This is a genomic window from Wolbachia endosymbiont (group B) of Lycaena phlaeas, from assembly GCF_947251875.1.
GTDB lineage: Bacteria > Pseudomonadota > Alphaproteobacteria > Rickettsiales > Anaplasmataceae > Wolbachia.
On record NZ_OX366392.1, the window covers coordinates 639,367 to 665,488 of the forward strand.

The 26,122-nt window shown below is 33.2% G+C and carries 14 protein-coding genes and 1 pseudogene; 6 read left to right on the forward strand and 9 right to left on the reverse strand.

What is annotated here, in order from left to right; translation table 11 throughout:
* Nucleotides 1-77: 77 nt before the first annotated feature.
* A complete protein-coding gene (locus OPR37_RS02855) occupies nt 78-710 on the reverse strand; it encodes a glycoside hydrolase family 25 protein (protein ID WP_007302899.1) in 633 nt (210 codons plus the stop codon).
* Between the two features lie 177 nt (nt 711-887).
* Between OPR37_RS02855 and OPR37_RS02860 the strand changes: the two are divergent.
* Nucleotides 888-2,151: pseudogene (locus tag OPR37_RS02860) on the forward strand (MFS transporter).
* A 7-nt stretch (nt 2,152-2,158) separates the two neighbouring features.
* On the opposite strand, the gene OPR37_RS02865 reads toward OPR37_RS02860, so the two are convergent.
* Together OPR37_RS02865 and OPR37_RS02870 are read right to left on the reverse strand one after the other, a co-directional pair.
* Complete coding sequence (locus OPR37_RS02865; RefSeq protein WP_264685034.1) at nt 2,159-3,082, reverse strand: RluA family pseudouridine synthase; 924 nt, start codon at nt 3,080-3,082, stop codon at nt 2,159-2,161.
* Between the two features lie 108 nt (nt 3,083-3,190).
* A complete protein-coding gene (locus tag OPR37_RS02870; protein WP_149168896.1) occupies nt 3,191-5,548 on the reverse strand; it encodes an ankyrin repeat domain-containing protein in 2,358 nt (785 codons plus the stop codon).
* Nucleotides 5,549-5,721: 173 nt separating this feature from the next.
* On the opposite strand from OPR37_RS02870, the gene OPR37_RS02875 reads away from it, so the two are divergent.
* Entirely contained in the window at nt 5,722-7,008 is a 1,287-nt protein-coding gene (locus OPR37_RS02875) for a Na+/H+ antiporter NhaC family protein (protein WP_052264662.1), read from the forward strand.
* Between the two features lie 174 nt (nt 7,009-7,182).
* Here OPR37_RS02875 and prfB read toward each other — a convergent pair.
* Nucleotides 7,183-8,284, reverse strand: a protein-coding gene (gene prfB / locus OPR37_RS02880) for a peptide chain release factor 2 (protein ID WP_230440360.1) whose coding sequence is annotated in 2 segments (ribosomal slippage) — nt 7,183-8,217 and nt 8,219-8,284 — 1,101 coding nt in all. Because the reading frame shifts where the segments join, the coding sequence is not laid out codon by codon here.
* A 155-nt stretch (nt 8,285-8,439) separates the two neighbouring features.
* Here prfB and mgtE point away from each other — a divergent pair.
* The 4 genes from mgtE to OPR37_RS02900 all read left to right on the forward strand — a co-directional run bounded on the left by mgtE (nt 8,440) and on the right by OPR37_RS02900 (nt 17,282).
* Nucleotides 8,440-9,810: a magnesium transporter gene (gene mgtE / locus OPR37_RS02885; protein ID WP_007302783.1), complete on the forward strand. Its 1,371-nt coding sequence runs from the start codon at nt 8,440-8,442 to the stop codon at nt 9,808-9,810.
* A gap of 503 nt (nt 9,811-10,313) precedes the next feature.
* Nucleotides 10,314-13,841: an ankyrin repeat domain-containing protein gene (locus OPR37_RS02890; protein ID WP_264685019.1), complete on the forward strand. Its 3,528-nt coding sequence runs from the start codon at nt 10,314-10,316 to the stop codon at nt 13,839-13,841.
* 253 nt (nt 13,842-14,094) lie between these two features.
* On the forward strand, nt 14,095-15,111 hold the full coding sequence (locus tag OPR37_RS02895; RefSeq protein WP_230609100.1) for an ankyrin repeat domain-containing protein: 1,017 nt from the start codon (nt 14,095-14,097) through the stop codon (nt 15,109-15,111).
* Between the two features lie 476 nt (nt 15,112-15,587).
* On the forward strand, nt 15,588-17,282 hold the full coding sequence (locus OPR37_RS02900; protein ID WP_096097158.1) for an ankyrin repeat domain-containing protein: 1,695 nt from the start codon (nt 15,588-15,590) through the stop codon (nt 17,280-17,282).
* A gap of 486 nt (nt 17,283-17,768) precedes the next feature.
* Here OPR37_RS02900 and ubiA read toward each other — a convergent pair whose 3' ends face one another.
* The 5 genes from ubiA to OPR37_RS02925 form a co-directional block, all read right to left on the reverse strand.
* Nucleotides 17,769-18,656: a 4-hydroxybenzoate octaprenyltransferase gene (gene ubiA / locus OPR37_RS02905; protein ID WP_007302787.1), complete on the reverse strand. Its 888-nt coding sequence runs from the start codon at nt 18,654-18,656 to the stop codon at nt 17,769-17,771.
* Between the two features lie 3 nt (nt 18,657-18,659).
* Complete coding sequence (locus OPR37_RS02910; protein ID WP_006015187.1) at nt 18,660-19,010, reverse strand: ribosome-binding factor A; 351 nt, start codon at nt 19,008-19,010, stop codon at nt 18,660-18,662.
* 9 nt (nt 19,011-19,019) lie between these two features.
* Nucleotides 19,020-21,341, reverse strand: a complete 2,322-nt coding sequence (infB, locus tag OPR37_RS02915; RefSeq protein WP_264376839.1) for a translation initiation factor IF-2 — start codon at nt 21,339-21,341, stop codon at nt 19,020-19,022.
* Nucleotides 21,342-21,348: 7 nt separating this feature from the next.
* On the reverse strand, nt 21,349-22,902 hold the full coding sequence (gene nusA / locus OPR37_RS02920; protein WP_010407241.1) for a transcription termination factor NusA: 1,554 nt from the start codon (nt 22,900-22,902) through the stop codon (nt 21,349-21,351).
* 87 nt (nt 22,903-22,989) lie between these two features.
* Nucleotides 22,990-26,064 carry an efflux RND transporter permease subunit gene (locus tag OPR37_RS02925; RefSeq protein WP_214303362.1) on the reverse strand — a complete coding sequence of 1,025 codons (3,075 nt, stop codon included), beginning with the start codon at nt 26,062-26,064 and terminating at the stop codon, nt 22,990-22,992.
* Nucleotides 26,065-26,122: the final 58 nt, after the last annotated feature.

Genomic DNA, 26,122 nt, shown 5'->3' on the forward strand with positions numbered 1-26,122 from the left:
AGGTGGGGAAAAAACAAGAATATTGAATTCTGTTAAAGTAGTGCTAGGCCCTAGCACTACTTTATAGTTTTAGGATATCAAAAAGTTTGGTCTAGCGGGACTTGGCCCTCTATTCCGTTTACTTCTCCTTGAGAGGTGTAATTCCAATAAGTATAGTTTTTACCCGCATCCTTCCAATCTTTAGGTAATTCAGGCTCCGATCTTCCTCTCCAATCAGCAACCCATAATGGGTAGTGAGAAAAATTATGTTCTTCTTGTGTATAGTAATCATTCCACGTTTTTGGTGAAGCATATACAATTGGACTGTATCCTTTTTCATTCAATTGAGTCAATAAAGAATGAAGTTTTTCGGCTCTCTGTGTGTTAGTGTGTTTTGTAGGATCATCACATTTTGTTGTTCTTCCTTCGCAAATACCAGTTGTAGCACTAACAGCTAACTTATTTGTACCTGGCTCAAAATTAGCTTTTTTAAGTTCGTTAACTATGTTATTCAACTGACCTTCAGGTGTTGAGGTCATCCTAAATACGTGATATGCCCCAGCTTGCACATTATTATCTTTCATACTTTGAAAATTTTGTCCAAATTTAGTGTCTTGAAAAGTTTCTCCCTCAGTTGCTTTGGCAAATGCAAACCTTACCTCATCCTTTGCAACTTTCAACCAATCAATCTCTCCATTCCAATGAGATACGTCTATACCTTTTTCACTCATACTAACCTCATAATTACAATAAATGTTGAATATAGAATATAATAGTGAAAATTTAATGAATATCTTGTGAGCATATTGTAAACAATTTTATACTAAAACAGTTACAAAGTTCTAAACTACAATCTATAGACAAAAATACTTGTTATTAGTAAGTTAAATTATAGTGAGTTAAAAATTATGAGCGATATTCAAAAAGCAATACTATCAAGTATAATCTGCAATATGATTATATGGTATGAAATAACTCTGTTTGGAGTTTTGACGCATATAATAAGTGACGTTTTTTTTTTCATCAGAAAGCGACTACATAAAAAAAATCAAATTCCTTGGCAGTTTTGCAATTGGCTTTGGATTTAGACCACTTGGTGCGTTTATTTTTGGTTACATTGGAGATAAGTATGGCAGGAGGAAAATTTTACTGACTTCCGTAATATTAGCTTCGATATCGTCTACTGCAATTGCGGTTATACCTAGCTTTAGAGAAATAGGAATATTTTCTCCTATACTGCTTCTGTTTTGTAGGATAGTACAAGGAATGGCAGCAGGTGGAGAAACAAGTGTTAACTCTGCTTTTTTAATAGAGCATTCAAGCGATAAAAAAAATCTAGGATTCTTAGGGAGCATGAAAGCGTTTAGTGGTGCTCTCGGTTCTATCACATGCTTTGTAATGATAGCTATTTGCAAAAAGTTTACAGGTGAAAATTATGAAATTTGGGGCTGGAGGTTGCCCTTCTATTTCTGCTTCATTATGGGCATAATAGGCTTTTTAACAAGATATATAATGGAAGAGAGCTTAGCATATAAAATTCATGATCAAAATAGAAGCTTATCTGATTCTCCATTTTTAGAATTAATCAAAACCTACAAAAAAGCATTTATATTAGCAATTGGGCTTGGTATCGCTCAAAATGCAATCGTTTATTCGGTAATAATGTTTTATAACATATCTGTAAAAGCGCTTACTCTGTCAGGTATTGATATTAAAAATGTAGTAAGGATTATAGTTGAAATTACATTTGGAACGTCCGCAGTGCTATTTGCAATACTGTCTGATAAAGTTGGAAGAAAAAATGTAATGATTCCTACATTAGTAGCTCTAGCTTGCGCCGGTTTGCCGGTACTTTCGCTATTATCAAATGATAACCACTATATTGTCACGCTCTCTTTTCTGTTGATAAGTGTGCCGATAGGTGCATCTTTTGGAATATATAATTCTCTTGCCTGCGAGTTATTTCCAACAAAAGTTAGGTGCACCGGCTTTAGCCTCGCACATAACATATCTGCAGGTATTTTTGGCGGCCTTTCTCCATCGATATGCATGTGGCTTATAGAAAAAACCGAAACAAAACTTGCCGCAGGGATTTACCTTACTGTTTGTGCATTGATTAGCCTAATATCTGTACTTCAAATTAAAGCCAAAGACAAAAAAATTGATTGGTGAAATCGCTTTAGTCAAAAGATAGCGCTTCAATAGATTTTTCGATATGTTTAGGGACAGGAGCAGTAATAGTGACTTCTTTATTATTTGGCAATTTTAAAGACAAAGAATATGAATGTAGGTGAATCTGATTTGCTACTCCATCAATAAAAGCTTTTTTACCGCCATATTTACCGTCACCAAGAATAGGACAATTTATATGAGCTAAATGTGCACGTAATTGATGAGTTCTGCCAGTAATTGGTTGTAATTTTAAATAAGCAACATTATGTTTTAACCTTGCTATAATTAAAAAATGCGTAGTGGCATTTTGAGGTGAATCTTCATCAACGACTACTTTTTCTTGCCCTGAAATATATTTTTTCACCAACGGATAGTCTATTGTTCCATTATCTTTGCTCGGTATACCAAAAGTTAATGCTAGGTAAGTTTTTTTTATCCTCCGTCCTTTAAATTCTTCCATAAGGTATTTGGCAACGCTGGCATTGCGTGCGAATATTATTACTCCGCTTGTATCTCTATCAAGTCTATGGACAATTTTAAATACTTCCCCTTCTCTTACTTGATCAAGCAAATCACTAATGCTAATTTTTACCTTTATGCCGCCTTGAACAATGACCCCTGCGGGTTTGTTTATAGCTAGTATATATTCGTCTTCATATAATATGTTCTCTCTTAGTAGATTCACTAACTTTTCATTATATTTGCAGTCAGAATTAGTGTTCTCAATATAGTCTAAGTATCTTATCATTATAGTTTGCCCAGAGCTTACCCTATCGCTGGATTTTGCCGTGCAATTATCAACCTTGATTAATCCTTTCCTTAAAGACTTCTCAATTGCAGATTGTTTCAAATTGGGAAAAATTCTTCTAATGTACCTATCGAGCCTAACATTATTGTCTTCTACTAATATGGTTTTGATACCTTCTGACATCTTACTTATAAAAATTTTATTGTGTAAACTAAAATCTAACATACCTAATGTACTTCTCAGTTTCAGCTACTTGCATCGAGTGCTACGTGCTGGAATTTAGAGGATTATTTAACTATTTATAACGGCTTCATATTTTCCTACAGCTGAGTAAAGTGGTAACAATGATAGTTTCTCGATCATAGAGAGGTGAGTATTAGGCTCTTTAGTACTAGGGCCTTGACACGCTTCAGTGTTAGGCCCTAACTTCATACACTCAATGCCGTTAGCTAAAGATGTTACTCTTCTTACATTAACATTTTTAGTGCGATATGACCACCTGCAAGGACTATGTAATATTTGTTCTTTTACTCCATCCATTTCAGCTGAACACGCTTTAGTGTTAGTCTCTAACTGCACACATTTAATGTGGTCAGTTATAAATGCTACTCCTTTTTCATTAAGTTTAGCGTTATACTGTAATTGTTCAATTTGATTAGCTTGATCTCTTATCATACGTTCAAAGCTGATAGATAGATTATGTGATTCTATTTCTCTCAACATATGTGATTCTATGTGTTGCACTGTCATTAATTTTTTGTTTCTGAGTATACTTGATTCTAAGTTAAGCCGCGTAAGTATATCTAGTGCTCTTTGTTCTGCTTCCACTAGAAGATTACTTATGCCTTGATGTTCAGCTAAATCTCTTACAGTTTCACCGCAGTGATCAGGCAATAAAGTACTTGCGCCATAACATAGTAAAGTCATTACTACTATCCAGTGTCTATGTTCGAAAGCATAAGCTAAAGGAGATTGCCCTGAGCTATCCTGTGCATTAACATTTGCTCCATATAAAATTAAGGTCCTTACTACTTCCGCATGGCCACCTTTGGCAGCTTTATGTAAAGCAGTTGATTCTAAATCGTCACGTGCATTAGCATTTATTCCAGATTCTAATAGAGCATGTACCATTAGTGTATCACCATGTCCGGCAGCACAACGTAAAAACTCAGCTACCATCAATTTCATCACATCCTTCCATATTCCAAGTTGTGTTATAGTAGTTACTGCTTCTAGATAATTATATGGACAAATAGAAAGTAATATTTTCTGTGGATCATTTGTCTCAATACTTGCTCCATGGGCTATTAGATAATTCATTACTTTTCTATTGCCTTTTGCGGCAGCACAATTAAAAGGAGTCCATCCCCATGCATCCTTATGGTTAACATTTGCTTCATAGTTTATTAAGAGCTCTACTGCTTCCACATTATCATTCGTAGCAGCAATATGTAAGGGAGATCGCCCAATTAACTTATCCTCTATATCAACACTTGCTCTATATCGTGATGTGGCCTGTAATAGGATCTCTAATATTAATGTATTATTCTTTGCAGCAGCCCAATATAAAGGACTCCATCCAAATACATCTACTATCTCAATATTTTCAACAATATTCTTATCATTTTTTATTATACAATTCACCATTGCTTCATCAACATTTGCAACAGCAATATGTAAAGGAGTAAGTTTAAGCGCTCCATTCTTCTTAACATCTGCTCCATTCTCCATTAAGTACTTTGCTACTTCTTCATGGCCATTATCGGCAGCCTTATATAAAGCAGTCAATCTCGCTAGATCCTCTGCATTAACATCTGCATTATTTTTTACTAAGATTTTTGTTATTTCTATATCGCCATTTACAGCTGGCTGATATAAAGTAGTTCGTTGAGATGAATCCAACTGATTAACATTTGCCCCTTTTTCTATTAGCTTGCGTGCTACTTCTGTGTTCCTATCTTCAACAGCCCAATGTAAAGCAGTCCATTCGGAAAACGGACTTGGTGCATTAATATCGATTCCTTTTACTTTAAGCATAGCATTTATTAAATTGTTCAGCTTAAAATCAATAGCTAAATACAATAACGTGTATGAAAAGCGTTCATGCAAACAATCTACTTTAAACCAATGATTTACATCAAACTTATTTTTCTCCCACTCTCTATACACATTTTTACTTGCTCTCTTTAGTGCCTTTAGTGTCTCTAATATCTTTCCTACATCTAGCATCACTGGTACCTTTTCTGAGATCTTTCGTGCATTTAGCACATCCTCTAGCGCCACTGCTTTTGATTCTTCTGATGTCTCTTGTACACCTAACCTTTTTAGCATTCTTTTTACCATCTGTTGAGCATTTGATACCCTTGACTCCTTTAGTATCTTTTTTGCTTCTTCTTTTGTCTGCGGTACATTTACCACCTTTAGTCTCTTTTTTAATGGCTCTTGTGTCTCTTGTACTCTTGGAATCTTGCTTGGTACTTCTAATCCATGCGATATCTCTTCTAACATTCTTAATATTTCTGCTTGCCCTAGTATCTTTACTTCCTTTAATAGCTCTTTTATTCTTTCAATTACATTGTCTTCACTTAAATTTACCTCTTGATCAATTACACCTAATATTATGTTCCACTGTTCATATGTCATTACCATGGCTTTACCTCATACTATAGAGTATTTTTTGATGCTATATATTATGGTAGAATAGTCAACGCATTTTCCATAGCGTAACTTGAGAGTCTAAAAGGACTGTTATTAACTTACAGAAAACCAAGCTTGCCTGAAATCACTTAATTGATTATAATCATAGCTTTTAAGGCAGTAAAATGACAGCTTTTTTTCCTTTGGTTATTTTTTTAATCTTATACCTTGGAAGTGGTGTCTATTTTTTCTTTATTGGAATTGATAATCCGCTTCGCCAAGTTTCACCGGTAATTTGCCTACTACCGGCGCTATTTTTTGCTGTTGCATGCAGTGCAGGTAAAATTCAACGTCACATCGATACTGTCATCGAGGGTATGGGCGATAAAAACACCCTTACTATGTGTTTAACTTTTCTATTTTCTGGAGCATTTTCTGTGGTGACTCAATCAATTGGTAGTGCAGATACTGTTGCTGATTTAATTCTCAAATTCCTTCCAGCAAGATTACTACTGCCTGGAGTATTTTTGGCTTCCGCTTTTATATCAACTGCAATTGGTACGTCTATGGGAGTTGTTGTATTAATGGTACCAATAGCTGTTAACTTAGCAAAAAATGGGGCTTTTGGTCTTGAAATAGGAACTGCAACTGTAGTTGGAGGTGCCGTATTTGGTGATAATCTTTCAATGATATCTGACACTACTATTGCATCTGTTTCTTCACAGGGGGCCACGATAAAGGATAAACTTAAAGTGAATTCTAAAGTAGCATTTGTTGCCAGCATTATAACGCTTGTCTATCTGGCAATTATGGCAGATAGTACAAAAATTATTCCTACATCAAATTTAGATTATTTATCAGTAATAAAGATTATTCCTTATATTTCTTTAATAATCATGGGGTTATTTGAAGTTACTACTTTAGTAACAATAACTATAAATATAATTGTTGCTAGTGTATTAGGGATGGCTTTTTTTGACTATACTATCATTCAACTCTCTCATGACATATATGACGGTTTCAAAAAAGTAAACGAGATAGTGATATTTGCTCTATTTATTGGCGGATTGAGTCATATAATGTACAAGCAGGGTCAAAAGGCATTACACAAACTTATCGATGAAAGCAATATCACAAAAACTAAAGCTGAATTTGTAATAGCGGGCATAGCATCTATGTTTACTGTTTTAGTTGCTAATAATACCATTGCTATTTTATTAAGTGGCGATATTGCAAAAAGGCTCGCGCAAAAGCATAATATTCCGTCATACCGTAGTGCATACTTGTTAGACATTTTTGCTTGCGTTACAAAAGGCATTTTGCCTTATGGTTCCCAGCTGCTGCTAGCAGGTAGCATTGCTTCTGTCTCACCTATTTCTTTGTTAACACAAGTTTATTACTGCTTTATTTTAGCAGCAGTTACAGTAGGTGAAATAATCATCAATGGCAGACGTTGCGCGGCTACAACTTAATGTACGAAGATTTCTCTTCATATTACATTTTTGTGCCCATAAGAAACGAGTTGCCATTTTCATCAGCTACTTGGATAATAGATATATTCACAAAATTGTTCCATTTTTCTCAATAGATTTTGGTTTTCTTTTCCCCTTATTAGCAGAGCATAAAACTTAGCTTTTTAATAAATCTCATTTTAACTCCAATACACTAACTATGAAACAATCTATATTGCCATCAAAAACGGAATTTATATTGCCAACTTCATGTCCAGTCCTTAAATCCTTTACCATTTGATATGGATGCATAACATACGATCTGATCTGACTGCCCCAACCTATATCGCATTTCTTGCCATATTCTTCGGCCATTTTCTGTTCTTTTTTTTCCAATTCAATTTGATATAAACGTCCTTTAAGTAGTTTAAGTGCTTCATCTTTATTTTTATGTTGAGAACGACCATTTTGGCATTGAGCTACAACGCCTGTTGGAATATGCGTAATACGTACCGCGCTTTCAGTCTTATTGACATGCTGACCACCTGCTCCAGAAGCACGGTAAGTGTCGATCTTTAAATCCTTTTCATCCACAACAATATCTATTGAATCTTCAATCACTGGAGTTACTCCTACACTTGCAAAACTGGTATGACGTTTACCATTTGCATCAAATGGTGATATTCTAACCAATCTATGAACTCCACTTTCGCTTTTTGCCCACCCGTAAGCTTTTTCTCCGATGATCTTTATTGTTGTAGATTTTATACCAACTGCATCACCATCTAATTTTTCTACAACTTCAACTTTAAAATTGTGATAAATTTCTGCCCATCTTGTATACATGCGCATGAGCATCTCAGTCCAATCATTGCTCTCTGTTCCACCGGCTCCTGAGTGGATTTCTAAAAAGCAGTTATTGTTATCTGCTTCACCAGTAAATAAGGATTCTGTCTCTTTAAGTTTGATTAATTTCTCTAGCTTTACTAACTCACCTTTAACTTCAGAAAAAAATTCTTCATCATTCTCATCAATAGCAGATTTCATCAAGCTGATAGAATCGTTGTAATCGCTTTCTAGCTTTGAAAACGATTCTATTTCATGCTTAATTTTAGAGCGTTCTTTTAAAATCTCTTGTGCTTTTTGATTATCTTGCCACAGATTATCATTCGACGCTTGAGAATCCAGCTCTTCAAGACGCAACTTCAATTTTTCTATGTCAAAGACACCTCCTGATAAGAGAAATACTTTTATTTAAGCCTTGAAAGTATTCAAGGATTTCTGGATGGGTTTTCATTATACTTTAGACTTTAATATATTTATTATCACTAACAATAACAGCAAACAAAATAGAAATTTAACCATATAATAGTTAATTCAAAATAATTTTATTATACTTGAATGTTCAATAAAATCAAGTGTGTATATTTATTAAAAAAATAAGGTAAAGTAATGAATATTAAAACAAGTTCTCATTATGGTTTAGACAAAAAGGCTATTGATGATTTAATAGAGTCTCTCGATAATCAAGAATTAGAGAATGTTCGTAATATTGTAAAAACGATAGATAGCGTTCAGTTAGCTTATTTTTTATCTACTTCGATCAATGATCACAGGGAGAAATTAGTTAATATCCTCGATCAACATTTGTTAAGTGATGCCTTAGTACATGTAGTACCAGATTTACAAGTAGAGATCATAGAAATATTGGGAATAGAAAATACAGCAAAGTTACTAATGCTTCTTGATATAGAAGACATAGTAGCTATAGTGAAAGATTTAGATAGAAAGTCTATAGAAAATATACTTAACTACTTACCCAATGCAACTCAAAAATTAGTAGAGGAATTGTTATCATACCCAGAAGAAAGTGCAGGAAGGTTGATACATAAAAATATGGTTATAGCTCCATATTATTGGACGATAAATCAGCTAATGGAATTCTTGCGCAACTATAAAAAAATACCAGAAACATTTTATCAAATTTTCATCATTAACTCAAAATTAGAACCCATAGGCATTTTCAACTTAAATAAGGTAATATCTCACTCAGGAGAAACAATAATAAAAGAGATAATGAGTCAAGATATAAAAATAATTAAAACTGGAATGGACCAAGAAGAAGTAGCAAGAATATTTAAAGATTACTCTCTATTATCAGCTCCAGTAGTAAATAAGAATGGTAAAATTATAGGTGTAATCCTTATTGAAGATGTAATCAAAATTGTTCAACAAGAAGCAGAAGAGGATGTGCTTAAAATAAGCGGTGTATCTTCTAAATCTGATATAAATGCCCCTATACATAAAACTATAATTAAAAGACTACCTTGGTTACTGTTTAACCTCTTAGCTGCAACAATATGTTCTATAGTAGTTGGCTTTTTCGATAACGTAATACAAAGTTTTATAGTACTGCCAATAATTATGCCAATCATTGCATCGATGAGCGGAAATGCAGGATCCCAAACAGTAACACTAACTATCCGGGCAATCGCAACAAAATATCTAACTGAGCAAAATGCAAAAAGAATACTGATGAAAGAATTTTTAATAGGTCTTATAAATGGAGTGATTTTATCTACAATTTCGCTCGTAGTATTAGCAATAAGGTTCCATAGTTTAAAAGTAGAGATCATTTTCGTAGTTTCCATGATTGCAATGTCGATCATTGCAACATTTATCGGCACTTTTATTCCTATAATGCTTCATCGTTTAAGATCCGATCCTGCTGTTTCGTCTTCAATCTTAACATCAGCAACAACTGATATTCTCTCAGCTCTTATATTTTTTGGTCTAGCCACGATCTTTTTATTAAATAGCTGAATCTTGCTATATAAAAATTGCTTTACAAGCTTTAACTGCCACGTTATCATTACTCACAGGTGCATTGAAGAAGAAAAATAACAGTCGATAAAGAAGTAAAAGTACATGAAACTGAGCTGCTTTAGTTTTAAAATAAAAACTAAAATAAGATGCTAAAGTATGCAAAAAAATTCTTGCTTTGCTAGATCTTTTTAGCTACAATGCAGTCTAACGTAATGAAAACATGAGGTGTGAGTTAGATGCATTGTATTATGTATATCACTCAGAAAGCAATTCTCGATTTTTTAAGAGTATATCTAATTTAGTCAGAAGTCAAAAGAAAAGCACACTGTTACTCAGCAATTAAAGTTACCTGGGGTTACCGTGAGGTTTCTACAGTAAATTTGTAGAGCAGTTTAGTACAGCTGTATAAGAATCAAATGAATTAGATATTAAAACCAATCTTCAGAAAAGAGATTTACGGTAAAATAATCAAGTATGAATATTAAAATATAGGGGGTTTTATGTTAGGTAAAGGAAATAAAGGAGAACAAGTAGCAGATGATCGAATTGATTATGTAGATGATGAGTCAACAATAGGAGCAAAAGGAGGTCTTGATCATGAAGATAGATTATCTAGTGGAGAACTTCAGTGTGGACCAAGTCAAGAGAGTCTTGGAGTAACAAGATCTTCATCTATAAGCAGCGGTAGTGTATGGTATAGCGCATCGAATGATACAGCCAATGTTATAAGTCTTACAGATAATGAAGTAGTGGAAAAAGCAACTTTTTTTGTTAAGACTTTTGTTAAAGAATTCGAGGAAAAATTATCTAAATATTTTGAGGAGGCAGAACCAGATTCAAATATACAAAAAATAAGTAAAGTTTCAGCCAGCTTTAATTCTATTTTGAATAATACTATTCCAGCAAGTCCACTAAAATTATTTAGTGTTAAAGTTAATGAGAGTATCAATTATTGTGTTATAGGAAAACAGCATAAGAAAAGAGCGAAAAATATTTTTACAATAATTATACCTTGCTACAAAGCTGAAATGAGAGAGATTTTAGTAAAAGCTGGCTTAGAAATTTTTCACAGGTTTGAGGAACCATTCATAAAGGTTGTAGATATCAATCCCTCTTTTTATCATAGGAGAGTTAAGAAGTTAGCAATAGATGCTGTACATAGAACAATGAATTACCTTTTAACTTCTGAGGAACAAGACTTTTCTGTTGATCTTATAACACAAGGTGTTGTTCTAGATAAGTCAAAAAAGAAAGGATATTTTACGCGTCCTGGATATGAAATAAAAGATGAGCAAGGTGGTGAAAGTTTAGTAACCTCAGAATTGTATGAATGGGTAGGAATAAAGAAAAAAGAAGAAGATGAAACTGTTAATTATTATCAATATAATTCTGAGGAACATAATCTAGAGGAATATAGATGTGCTGAAAAATACGGCTATCGGCTTCCCTTTGAATGGGAGTTAAGAAAGTGGGAAGAGGTAAAACAAAAGTATGTATCCATTAAAGCACCCATAGAAGGATATGTGTATATTTTAAATGATGAAAAAAAAGAAGAATTAGCTCGTTTTATATTAAAGGAGATTAATGGACAAGATCCTGTGAAAAGGAAAGATATAGAAGATGTAAAAGAACATCTTAGAAAACAAGATGAAGATAGGCGTCAATTTTCCTATAGTTTTGGCAAGACACCAGAAAATTTCATTGAAAGAAAAGAGGTGGTAAAAAATTTGAACCTAAGGTTACACAGTAGTAGTCAAGAAGTAAAAATGTCACGAGTAGTCTTAATTAGTGGGAAGTCTGGAATAGGGAAAAGCGAACTTGCTAGAGGCTATGGGTTTAGTGAAAGGCGTAAGGGTACTTGGGCAAGGATTATGTGGATAGATGCCTCGTCATATAACAAGCTTTCAAATTCATTTCATGGGTTGGCTGAAAGGTTAGGGATTTCTAGAAAAAGTGAGCAAAGGAGAGAGAGAAACATTAAATCTATTGTCGAGGATGTATATGAGTATCTTCAAGACACAAAAAGTTTGTTTGTTTTCGATGATGCTAGTAGTTATAAGGAGATTGAAAATTTTTTGCCATCAAGCTTTCCTGTTTTTTCTAATAGAGAAAAACCTTACGTTTTAATTACTTCTCCTAACAAGAATTGGAAAGAAGAAATAGAAGATATAGAAGAAATAAAGTTGGGTAATTTAAAAAAAGAAGAAGCCGAGGAATTTACTCGAAAAGCCTTAGGGGAAGATGAATCACAAGGTAAATCTATATCAGAGTTAATAGAAGAGTTTAATTGTTTTCCATTAGATTTGAAAGCAGCAACATCATGCATTAAACAAAAAGGTCTTAGTATTAGAGAATATCTGGAGGAATATAGAGTAGCTCAGCAATCAAAAACTGATTTTTTGGAGACACAAGTTGTTAATAAAAAATCTTTTAAAGCTTTGAAGGTTAACATTGATAAAATAAAAGAAGAAAAAAATGTTGGACAGCAAGCATATGTTATTTTAGTATTCATGGCTTACCTGGACCCTAATCAAATTAATACAAAAGAAATTTTTTTCAAGAGGGAATCAAAAGAAAATCAACAAAGGGTTTTGAATGCACTTGATCTACTTAATCAGTTCTCATTGATTGGATTAGAGAAAGGGATAGCAAAAATTCATCAAGAAGTACAAAAAATTATAAGGTTAGAGCAAAGAAAAGAAAAAAGAGAAGAAGAATTTTTAAGAAAAATAATGACATCATTGATGAATAATAACTGTAAAAATGTAAGCCATATCATATCCATTTGGAATTATGCAAGTGAATATAAAAAGTTAGTTAATGAATTTATTGAATCTGATTATTATGGAATGAATATCTTACATTTTCTGGCCATAGATGATAATGAAGAAGTTATTAAGCTTATATTCGAGAATGTAGATCTAAGTAAATTAAGTAAAATTGTTAATATCGGTGATAAAGATGGATCTACTCCTTTAGAATATGCTGTTATATATGGTCATTTAGCGTTAGTTAAATACTTTATAGGAAAAGGGGCTAATTTTAAGGTAAGTGATGACCCGAGCCTTACCCTTTTAGACTGTGCTGCTCTCCATAATCGACTAGAAATAGTTAGGTATTTTATTGATAACGAACATTTTCAGTTTGATAGTACTGTTTTATACTATGCTATTGAAAATAATTGCTTAGAGGTCGTTAGATACTTTATAGAGGAAGAAGAGATTTGTATAAATTTACAAGATGGAGAAGGTAAAGGTTATTTGCACTATGCTGTTGAACATAATTCCTTGGAGATTTTTGAGTACCTTCTAGCGTACGGGGCTACAGTAGATTTACAGGATGAGGATGGTATGACTCCTTTGCATTTTGCTGCTATGTATGGTTACCTAGGAATTGTTCGCTACCTCGTAGAGCATGGGGCTGATATAAATTTACAGGATGAGGATGGTATGACTCCTTTGCATTTTGCTGCTATGTATGGTTACCTAGGAATTGTTCGCTACCTCGTAGAGCATGGGGCTGATATAAATTTACAGAATGAAGATCATACGACTCCTTTGCACTTTGCTGATATATATGGTCACTCAAGCACTGTTCGCTACCTTGTAATGAATAACGTTAATACGAATCTAGAGGATATTAGTAATAATATTTCTCAGAACTACGATGTTAAGTTTCATTGCTACGACAGCGCTAGGTCCCTTTTTTCTTTAGAACAAGGAGCTAATGTGAAACTTGAACTCAACGATGATTTGTACCATTATACTAACAATTATTACCCAAGTAGTATTTGTTGCTATCAACCTCAATCTACTGTGTACTCAGCTCCATACTTAAAAACACAATCACATAAAAGAAACCTAGAGACATTTGATGAACATACACTACCTAAAAAAAGAAAATTAAAAAATATAAGTGAAGCATTGCAATTTGAAGATAAAAGCACAGTTAACTTAACTCATAGGTCACCTATATCTTCATTTAACAGCGTCTCTGTACAACCTGCAAACAAGGACTTAAGACTATAATTTTACAGTAAGCTATTTAATTTTATGAGGGGAATTTCAAAAAAACAGAGAAATAAAGTAATAAATTGATATAAATTCGCGTAGAACAAGTGGTAGACCATACGATTCCAAAGAAAACACTTCTCACAGCCCTTGATTTTGGCTGCTGAAAGTAGATATATCGTTTAAATTCTTAACAAAAAGATATACTAAATTAGTAATAATTTATTTAGGAATAGTAAAGAAAAGTCAAGCAAACTTTTAGAGATAATTTATGCCACAACTAGAAGAAACGAAATCAACAGAACTTTTGGATGCTGTTAGAACACTAAATATGAAGGAAATTGTGAGATTGATAGAAGCTGGAGCAGATATTAATGCAAAAGATAAGAATGAACGAACTCCTTTGCATGCTGCTGCTGAACATTCCTCTACAAAGGCAGTAAAAGTTCTAATAGAAGCTGGAGCAGATATTAATGCAAAAGATAAGAATGAACGAACTCCTTTGCATATAGCTGCTGTAAAGGGTTATACAGAGATAGTAAAAGTTCTAATAGACTTAGGAGCAGATATTAATGCAAAAGATAAGAATAAAAAAACTCCTTTGCATCGGGCTACTGAAATAGGCTTTACAGATATTTGTGAGGTTATACTAAATCACATAGCAAGACTAGAAGTTGCTGGCTTATATGTAAGTGAGGAAAATTTACAAAAGAAAAATGAATTTATAACCACTTCAACCGAGAGGTATAACAATTATTTACAGCATCTTAAAAATTGTGAAGAAGAAGTTAAAAAGATTAAAGAAAGAAATAAGTCACTATATGACTTTTTGAGGGAAAATGACGTTAATAAAATGGCTGGCATATGGGAGCAAAATGAAAACGTACGTAATGAATTTGATAATGAAGAGAATTTAAAAAAGCTATATCCAGAATATGCACATATTTTAATTAATAAGGCTGATGAAGTAAAAAAAGAAATTTTCCTGCACAATAATAAACCATTGGTGGATTTTCTATCAACACATTATAGATATGATTTTCAAAAGGCGAAATTCTTTGGCATGGAGAGATTTTTTGAGGTGCACAAAAATGACTTTAAAGAAGAAAGAGTAGGAGTCCGAAATAATACACTATTTTACTTTGTAGACTTTAATGTTGAAAAGAGGTACGCTCCTAAACTAAAATTACAGGCGTTTGTAGAGACAATTGGAAACGAGGGTGTAAACAGCAATCTTCATCACCCAAACACTGAACAAACTCAAGGAGCTAGTCAGTCTCTTAATTAAAGAGGGATACATGGAAACCTGCTGCAAAAACAAAAAGAGGTGTTTCTCACTTGTATAAAGTATTTTTAAACGTGATTTTTTAATATCATAATTACTATGAAAACTGGGGCTTTCCTTTTGCAGCAGTTCTTGAGTTCCAGCAACAGACCAATCCATCCCAAAACGAACTCTTCTCTCACTAGCCGGTTTTAGTTGTTGGGAATGGTTGTTTTATTTAAATTTTTAGTAATATATACTATTAAGTCAGTATTAATTCGTTAAGAACTTTCATTAAAGATTATCAAAAAAACTTCTAAATAGGGATTGACAAGTTTTAGAGATGGAGTATTTTATGAAAAGTATATTGAGCTATTAATTTTTTATGTACAATAAATATGATAGTGAAAATATTTTTCTTTATATTATGAGGTAGCTGTTTTATTCAGAAAAAGATTTTTTTCTTACTTTGAAATTGAGTTGTTTTTATGGAGGGTTAAATGATTAATGAATTATTTGCTACTGTACGTAGTGGAGATGCCAATCAAGTTGCGGATCTTATCAATAAAGGGGCTGATGTTAATGCCAGGGGCAATAATGGCAATACCCCTCTGCACTTAGCTGCTCTTGCAGATGAATTACAGGTAGCAGAAAAGCTTATAGAGGGAGGGGCTGATGTTAATGCTAAGAACAATCACGATGCTACTCCTCTGCACTGGGCTGCTCTTAACCAGCGCTGCAGTATAGTAGAAAAGCTTATAGAGAAAGGGGCTAATGTTAATGAGCAGAATAAATACAATAATACCCCTCTGCACTATGCTGCAGGTTATGGTAGCTTAAGTGTAATAGAAAAGCTTATAGAGGAAGGGGCTGATGTTAATGCTAAGAACAATAATGGCAGTACTCCTTTGCACTTGGCTACTAAAAATGATCACTTAGATGTATTAGAAAAGCTCATAGAGAAAGGAGCTAATATTAATGAAAGAAACAAATATGGTAATACCCCTTTACACTGGGCTGCAAGTTATGGTAGGTTAGATGTAGTAAAAGAGCTTATAAACAAAGGAGCTGATATTGATGCTAAGAACAATAATGGCAATACTCCTTTGCATTGGGCTGTTAAAAGCAGTCATTTAGAAGTAGCTAAATTTCTTATAAGTAAACATGCTGACGTTAACGCTAAAAATAAAGATAGTTGGACATCTTTGCACTTTGCAGCTGCTTATGGTAATTTAAATATAGTTAAGCTCATTCTTGATAAAAGTGATTATGTTGATGCTAGAGGAGCTTTAGCCATGGCAAATACGCTTAATGAAGAAAACAGCTTAGAAATACGAAACCTTCTAGAGGAAAGAATAAGGAAAAATGAAGAAACTACACAACATTTTATAAGACATAGGCGTCATCGATACTCACAAGAGGAAGGCAGTTCTCTATCAATAGGTGTCCATAATCGCCGTAGTATTGTAAAAGAAGATGAAAATTCATTGCAAAATGATAAAATAGGAGTTACAAGCGGAGCAAGCAAGCCATCTTCATGGATCAATATTTTTGCTTACACTACAGTAGATACTGTTAAAGGTGTTTTTCAGTTTATTTCTTCTCCTTTTAAGGCAGCTATAAGTATGGAACCTTCTAAAGCTATTACAGTTCAAGGTATTGATAACAACGGTGTACTTCTTTTATTAGATGTATTTATAAGGAAAATCACAGGTCAGAAGTATATTTCCACAGTAGTTCAGTCTATATCACCATTAGAAGCACAGGGCTATGCATTAAATATTATAGAGGAATTTGAGAAAGTAGTAGAACAAGCTGCATTAAAAAGTGGGGTATCAATGCATCGGTTAAATATTGATTGTGTAGAAATGCAGAAAGAGGTTACTGCAAAAATCACGGGTGGTAAGTTTAATGAGATTTCAGGATTTTTAAACTCATATGTAGAGCAAGCATGCCACGATAGAGAAACAGGTAAGTTAAGTCCAAAGAAGTTTAACAAATTTATGGTTGTATTTAATAAGGAACTAGATTTAATAGTAAATCAATCAATAGAGCAGATATTACACAATAGAGATAGTACATTAGAAGTTGAAGAACAGCAAATAAACTTAGAGCCTCAAAGTTATTTAAGTAATACTTCTGTTCAAGGTCATTTAATTCAGGATAGAGGTTTAATAAATCAAGGTAAGGCTTAATTCCTTAGCTTTTTGATTTCATCTAGTAAAAGGTTGGTAATTTGATCTTATAACATCAATGGGCACACTAGCCTTTGTTTTGTATGCATTCAACCAATGTGTGACTATTACGCCACCTAAAAAAATAATCATACACTGTCTTCCATAGAGGAAAATCTTTTGCTCTACTGGCAAATACCTTTCATTATGTATTGTATAACATTAATAATTGTTCTTATTTTGTGCTTTCTTGGCCACACCTTGTGCAACTCTTGGCTCAAGAAATTTCCATTCTTTGTCACTTACATCACCTGGTATATATTTTTTACTGATCCTATCATATTATCTTCCTGATTTCCTTTCAAGATATGTTCTAAAAAGTAGAATCCGTTCAGCAGGGTGACAAAATAAGATAGAAAAGACAGCCATAGAAATAAATGGTGTCATCCCCTGTCATCCCAGTACTTGACACTGGAATGACACCATTTTTGCTTCGATATTTACACATTAGCCATGCATCTGAACGGATACAAAAGTAGAATTTAGAATTCTATCTAAAAGGATACCGAAAAAGAGCAGGAGTCCTATCTGGGAATTATTTTTAAATATGGACATGCATTGATTAGAATCGTCTGGATTGAAATTTTTGTGTTGGTGGTGAAATATGAATCCTATGGCAAGTAAAGCAATATAAAAGATGTTATTTAATGATGATAGTATACCAGCGTACAACCATGCCATTAAGGATATTAAATAAAATCTTTTCAACCAAGATTTTGTTGTATTGCCAAAATATAATGCAGTAGATTTCATTCCTAATTTCTCATCATCTTTTTTATCTTGATGAGCGTATATAGTATCATAACTAAGCGTCCAAAAGACGCATCCTATATAAAATAGCAAGGATTCTATGCTAATCTGGTTTGTTATTGCTGCTGAACCCATGAGTGATCCCATGTTGAAAGTAAACCCTAAAAACAATTGTGGCCACCAAACGTAACGCTTTAGCAAGGGGTAGATAACTATCATGCACATTGAAATTATTCCAAGTATAAGAGTAGTTTTATTGGTTAATAATAAGATTACCAGGGCAATAGACAGTAACAGTGAAAGTAAAGCCAAAGCCTGCTTTATGTTTAATGCACCACTTGCAAGTGGCCTATATTTTGTTCGTTCAACGTGCGCATCTATTTCTCTATCGAAGATATCATTGATTATGCACCCTGCGGGTCTCATTAAAAATGCACCTATAGTAAACAAAACAAGGAGAAAAAGAGCCTGATACGATAGAGAAGTTGAGGCTAAAAGAATGCCGCTTAAGCTAGAAAATAGCACAAGCCACAAACCTGTTAAACTGTGTATTCTCATTAATGAGAAATAATGGTTGAAATACATTAATTAAGTGTGATTATGTAATATTTTGCTTACATTGACAAAATTATCGAATGCTAAATCAGGCTTAAAAACTAACTCAGGTATAAATCGCAAATCAACATAACACAATATAGATTTACGTATTGACCATGCAGATTGGTTCATTTCATTAACAACAGTGCTGATATCATCATTATCATTTTGGATGTTTAATGAAGATAACACAATATATACATCTGCTTTCTTCAAATCTTTGCTTAGCTTTACATCAGATACTACTACTTTTTCATTAAGAACATTACCTTCCATTAAGACTTTTGATATTGCCCTATGTAATACCGATGCTACTTTTAGGTTTCTAATTTCCTTTTTCATATTCAACTACTATAACGTCCTTTCTTCTTGCACTAATTGATAAGCTTCCAAAATGTCTCCAACTTTAATATCGATATTACCCTCTAGCGATATTCCGCATTCAAAATTTACACCCACTTCTTTAACGTCATCTTTAAATCTACGTAGTGCTTTTAACTTTCCTTCATGCACCAATTTGCTGCCACGTACTACCTTAATTAGAGAATCTTTTTTTATAACTCCATCAGTGACATAACATCCGATGATATTACCGGCTTTGGATGAATTAAATATTTGCCTTACAGATGCAGAACCAACACGAACCTCTCGTGTAACAGGCTTTAACATTTTAGTTAGATACATCCTCATGTCTTCAATAAGCTCATATATTATATTGTAAGTATGTATTTCTATACCTTTTTGTTTTGCTAATTCTCTGATTTTTGAATCCACTTTTACATTAAAAGCTAAAATTACTGCGCTTGATGCTTCTGCAAGCAGCACATCTGAATCTGTTACTCCTCCTACTGCTTTGTGTAGAATATTTAATTTCACTTGATCTTTACCAAGCTTATCAATTGAGCTTGATATTGCTTCAATAGAACCAGTGACATCGCACTTTAAAACTACAGATAGTTCTTCTGTTTCACTATCATTACGACTGAATATATCTAAATTACTGTCGTCTAAATCTTCTTGCTTTTTCTTGATTAATTCTAACCTGTATTCAACAATTTCACGAGCCTGCCTTTCAGAGTTTACAACAACAAATTTATCTCCAGCATTTGGTACACCATTTAAACCAGTAACTTCAACTGGAGTAGAAGGTAGTGACGCTTTTTCTCTTTGACCAAGGTGATTAACCATACTGCGTACTTTGCTGTATGTTGTACCAACTATCAATATGTCACCAATCTTTAATGTTCCTTCTTCAACTATTAATGTAGCTGATATTCCTTTAGCTTTATCTATTTTGGACTCTATTACCCATCCAAGTGCTCGACAATCCTCTATTCCTTCTAGCGTCATTAATTCAGCAATTAATAAAATTGCCTCTTCTAGTTTATCTAAGTTGATTTTCTTTTTTGCTGATACTGGCACAATTATAACATCACCACCAAGTTCTTCGGGGATGAGGTCATACTGAGGCAAACTATTAATTATTCTTTCTACATCGCCAGGTTGTGATTTATCAATTTTATTAATGGCAACTATAATAGAGACATTTGCTGCTTTTGCATGGTTTATTGCTTCAACTGTTTGTTTCATGATTCCATCATCAGCTGCAACTACTATCACAACTATATTAGTAATATTGGCACCACGTGCACGCATTGCAGTAAACGCCTCATGCCCTGGTGTATCAATGAAAGTAATTTTTTGCTTATTTTTTGTCGTTAATTGATAAGCACCTATATGTTGAGTGATGCCACCTGACTCTTTTTCTGCAACATTGGATTCACGAAATGCATCAAGCAATGATGTTTTACCATGATCCACATGTCCCATAAAAGTAACGATAGGTGGTTTTGGTCTTTTAGGTAAGTTTTCTCTGTTGCTTATGAAGAGTAAATTCTTTTCTTTATCAGCATCACTTACTCGTTTAGCCGTATGATTAAATTTTTTTGCTATTTCGCATGCTATATCTGGATCTACTAGATCATCTACTCTATAGCTCTCCCCAACTTCTTCTTTGAGCATTTTTAGCACACTCTTGCTATCTTCTGCCATACGAATAGATAACTCCCTGATAGTTATTTTGTCTGGTATAATAACTTCTCTTGCTATATTTTTACCCTTAGTAAACTTTGATTGTTTACTTCTTATACCAAATTTTTGCTTAAATACAGGGAGGTGTTCATTTCTTTCATCTATTGCCTGTGTAATTACTAGCTTAGAATGCTTAGAGTATATATCTTTGCTAGCTTTAAAAGACTTTTTATCATTGTTCTCATATTCAATACTATCTTCTTTTTGTTCAACTGAGTTAGTATTACTTAAAACTTCCTTATTTATTTCTTTAGGTACAGAGTGTGATTCATTTTTATCTTCAGCTTCTTGATTGCTTTCTTCTTTTTTTATTTTCTCTTCTTGTTCTCTCTGATTCCTTTCTTTCAGCAAAGTAGCATTCTGTACAGCATTAATGCGGGAAATTTGTTCTTTTTCAGTTAAAGAGCCTAATTTACTCTCGTCAAATAAACTATATTCTTCTGCAGAATGAATTTTTCTTCTTTTTTTTACTATTGTAGTACCAGTACTTTGACTATCTAAAGAGTTTAAATTAATGTCTAATTTAAGCTTGCTTAAGCCTTGTAGGGTTAATTTTTTATTACTGATATCTTCATTATTCATATTGTTTTTATATTAATCCAAGCTTTTTACGTGCTTCTATGATTATTAAATCTGCTGTATCTTTTAGATTGTCTTTATTATTAGTTGAGGAAGAGAGTATGCTACAAAACTCATAATTTGATAAATCTGCTATGTCCTCTAAAGTTTTAATATTATGTTTACTAAGAGCAATTTTATTATCTATTGATAAGGCTAAGTTGATTACATCGTCTTCCATACCTAAATTTTTTAGCTCTTCTATTTTTCTATCATTCTCTGCTTTCAGGTAATTATTTGCTCTATTATGAAGTTCATTTGCAATATCTTCATTGAAGCCCTCTATTGAAGCAAGTTCCTTAATTGAAGTGTTAGATATATCTTCTACACTTGAAAAACCTTCTGTTACCAATAATTGGCCCATAATCTCTTCTAAGTTTAAAGCTTCAGCAAATAAAACTGAACATTGACTAAATTCTTTGTTTCTTCTTTCTGATTCTTGCTGAGTGCTTAATATCTCAATTTTCCATCCAACAAGCTCTGAAGCTAATCTTACATTCTGACCCTTTTTTCCTATAGCTAAACTCAATTGATCTTCAGCAACTATTAACTCTATACAATTTTCATTTTCGTCAATAATGACCTTTGATACTTCTGCAGGAGTAATGGCTTTAATAACAAATTGACCCAAATCTGATGAGTAATGTATGACGTCGATTTTTTCACCGTTTAATTCGTGTATAATAGTTTTTATTCTATCTCCTTTAACTCCAACGCAAGCACCTACTGGATCGATATTCTTATCAGATGAAAAAACAGCAACTTTAGATCTTGAACCAGCGTCTCTAGCTATACCTTTAATTGTTATCAATCCGTCAGCAACTTCTGGTACTTCTTGATTCAACAATGCCTCTAAAAAGCCTTCATGAGTCCTAGAAAGAATGATTTGACGTCCATCGTCAGAGCGCTTAACAGCCTGTATGTAAGCTTTAACCTTATCGCCTTCACGAAATGACTCACCACCAATTAAGTTTCGTAAAGGGAGGTATGCTCCAATTCCGTTTATGTCTATAATAAGATCTGAATATTCTACTTGTTTAACGATGCCATACCTCATTTCTCCTACCTTATCTTTAAATTCCTCATATTGCTTTTTTAACTCTTCATTTTTGATTATTTCAGAAATCTTTTGCTGGGCAATTCTTGCTGAAACAAGATCAGTGTTAAGAGAAATCAACTCACTAATAGTATCTCCAACTTTTGCATCTTCTTTTATTAACTTAGCTTGTGTCAACTTAATTAAGTCACACTCATTTTCATTTGATTCATCATTAATGACTTTTAGTTGTCTATATGAGGTAACTTTGCCTGTGTTTCTATCTATATTAACTACAATTTTACTTTTGCTACCATACTTTTGTTGAGCTACTGCTTCGATAGCACTTTTAAGTGCATTTATTATAATATTAAAATCCAAACCTTTTTGAAGTGAGAGCTCTCCCGCTGTTTTTATTACATCAAGGCTTCCAACTATGTTATTCTTGTTGCTTTTCTGCTTAACACTGCTTTTACGATTAGCAATCATATAAATAAATCCAATTTAATTAGTTATAATTATAGCTTCAACAGGTAAAGAACGCTATCTTAAATGTTAAATGATTGCTAATTTAAGTCAAGTTTTTTCATGTCTTTGTATGATAAGCAATGCCGGAGTAAAGAATAAAGTTAAGACCGTTGCAGCCAATATTCCACTTGCTATGGTTGCTGAAATATCAACCCACCACTGGCTTGATGGAGCATCATATGTGATTTGTAGCGTAAAAAAACTGATATTTAACCTAGTAATCATCGGTATTAAACCAAGAACTGTAGTTGCAACGGTAAGTAGTATTGGCCTGATGCGAGAAATTGAAGCGTTTATTATACATTGCTTAATGTTATTTTTGCGCACCTTAATTTGCTGATGAAAGGCATCAAGCAATAGTATATTATTATTCACTATAATTCCTGCTAAAGCAATTATCCCCACTCCACACATGACAACTACAAAAACTTTCTGAATAAGAAAGAAAATGAAAAATACACATGTTGTTGATAAAAACACTGCTGTCATTACGATAAATGTATAGTATATGTTGTTAAACTGTGCCACTAGCACCAATATCATCAATGTAATTGCTAATATAAAAGCCTTTAATAAAAATGCTCCTGATTTTTGTTGATCTTCCTTATCACCTTTGAAATCAATCTTTACTCCTTTACTACAGTCTTGAGTAATCGAATTTTGAATGAACTTAACTCTTTCATCAACAAGATAGCCAGTATCAACGTCAGCAGAGATTGTTACTGTGCGTGATCCATCAATCCTACTTAGTTTATTTGCCTTTTTTTCGGGAACGTATTTCACTATGCTACTCATAGAATATGGTCCATTTGCTGTATTAATAAAAAGGTTATCTATAGTTTTCATGTTGCGATTCTTTCTGGGAAAGCGTAGTACAATATCAATTTCTTCATCTGCGTTATTTGGTCTATATTTTCCAATTAATACTCCATTTGTAACCATCTTTATAAAATCACCGATGGTTGCAACACTTACTCCAGAGCTTGTAGCCTTACTCTTATCAATATTCATATTCCACTCTATTTCAGGTGCTGATCTACTATCTTGAATATTTATAAATCCAGATGAAGGTTGGTCCATAATTTTTAGGATTTTCTCTGCTACTGAATTCAAGTTGGATGCACTTCCGCTTAAGTTAATTTGTATTGGCTTGTCAGCTGATGGTCCTGACTTTTGTTCCTGTACATCAATTATTACTCCTTTTATGTTTTGTACACTACTCCTTATATCATTTAGTATTTGCGTAGCTTTGCGCCTGCAGCGCCAATCTACAAGTTCCAATTGAATTTTGGCAATAACGTTGTCTGAAAATTTTCCTGATCGAGCATAAAAAACATAAATTTCCTTTTCAACACCCAAAATACGTTCTTCTACTTTCTTAAGTATCAAATCTCGTTCTTTGGCTGATAAGCTTTCTTTTACTTTAACGCTGATTAAAATGTTATCTGAATCTACATTCGGAAAGAACTTTAATCCAGGACCAAAAGTAAAATATAATATACTAGACAAAAATAAAACAAACACAACAACACATACAAATTTTTTGGGGTGATCTAAGACTTTCTCTAACATACGTACATAAGTTCTTATTATAAGCCCAGTATTTTTTACCTCACCACTTTCTATAGCACTCATTCTTATTATTTCTTTTTTTGAAGTTATTGAAGGTTTACCAAATATTGCACCAAGTGTTGGTATAAAAACCAAAGCCATAATTAGCGATCCAGTTAAAGTTAGAATTATTGTAATTGGTATGTACTGCATAAATTTACCGACTGTATCGGGCCAGAGTAACAGAGGGAAAAACACTGCTAATTTAGTCAATGTTGATGATAAAACTGGATAAAACATATCATGAACTGAGGTGCAAAAGGCTTCTACTTTATCCATGCCACAAATCATCTTTCTATCAGCATATTCGCTGATTACAATTGCATCATCAACCAGCATGCCAACTGCCATAATTAAACTGAAGAGCACAACTATATTTAGAGTAATACCCATGAGGTAAAGAGCCATTATTCCTATTAGAAAGGAGCCAGGTATTGATAGTGCAACAAGAATAGCAGCCCTTGTTCCCATAAAGAGCATTATTATGGTTAATATTAGTAATACGGCAAATATTATACCATTTTCCAAGTCGTCAAGCACATCACGTACATTTTTTGACTGGTCATTCAAATAAACTACTTTTAAATTTTCAGGTAATTGATCTTTTGCTTTGTCCATTAAGTATTTTACTTGATTTACCGTGTCTATTATGTTTTTTCCATTACGTTTTGAAATTTCTAGTACAATGCTAGGTAGTCCATTAATACGAGCAAATCCTTGGTGATCCTCAAACCCAAGGTATACTTTTGCTATATCTTTGATTCTCAAAACTGCATCACTTTGAGATCTAATAGGAATATTCATAATATCTTCTATGTCTTTTAATAACCCTGATATTTTAATCGAATATTTACCGGTATCATTTTCTAGTGATCCGGCTCCTACCAATCTGTTGTTGTTTGATATAGCTTGAAATATCTCATTTGATTGAATGTTATATTTTGTTAGAACTGTGGGCTCAATTATAACTTCCACTGTTTCTTTACGCATACCTGCTACTTCAACTTTAAGAACATTTGGCAGAGATTCTATTTCTTTCTTTAGTTTGCGTGCTATTTCAGTTAAAGTTCTTTCCGGCAAATTACCAATCAAGCCAACGTTTAGTATCGGAAATAAGCTCAAGTCTATTTCATTGATTATCGGAGATTCTGCTTCAATAGGTAATTTTGATTTTATGTTTAAAAGCTTTGAACGGACATTATCGAGCACTTCTTTATTATTATACTCTGTTCTAAATTCGATTATCATGTGAGCACCATCATTAGTTGCAAAAGCTCTCAATTCTTTTACACCTTCGATGGATCTTAGTTCATTTTCTATAGGAAGCACTAATAGCTTTTCACTATCCTCGACAGAAATACCAGGAAACCCGACAAATACACTAATTATAGGAATCTGTATATCAGGATTGCTTTCTCTTGGCATCTTTATATAAGTGTATGAGCCGAAGGTAAAAATCACGATAAGCAATAATATTACTGTTCTATTCCTCTCTACAAGTAAGCTTTTCATGCCAAACATTATACGTATTTATATCATATTATAGCTAAGATAAATTATATATTAATTA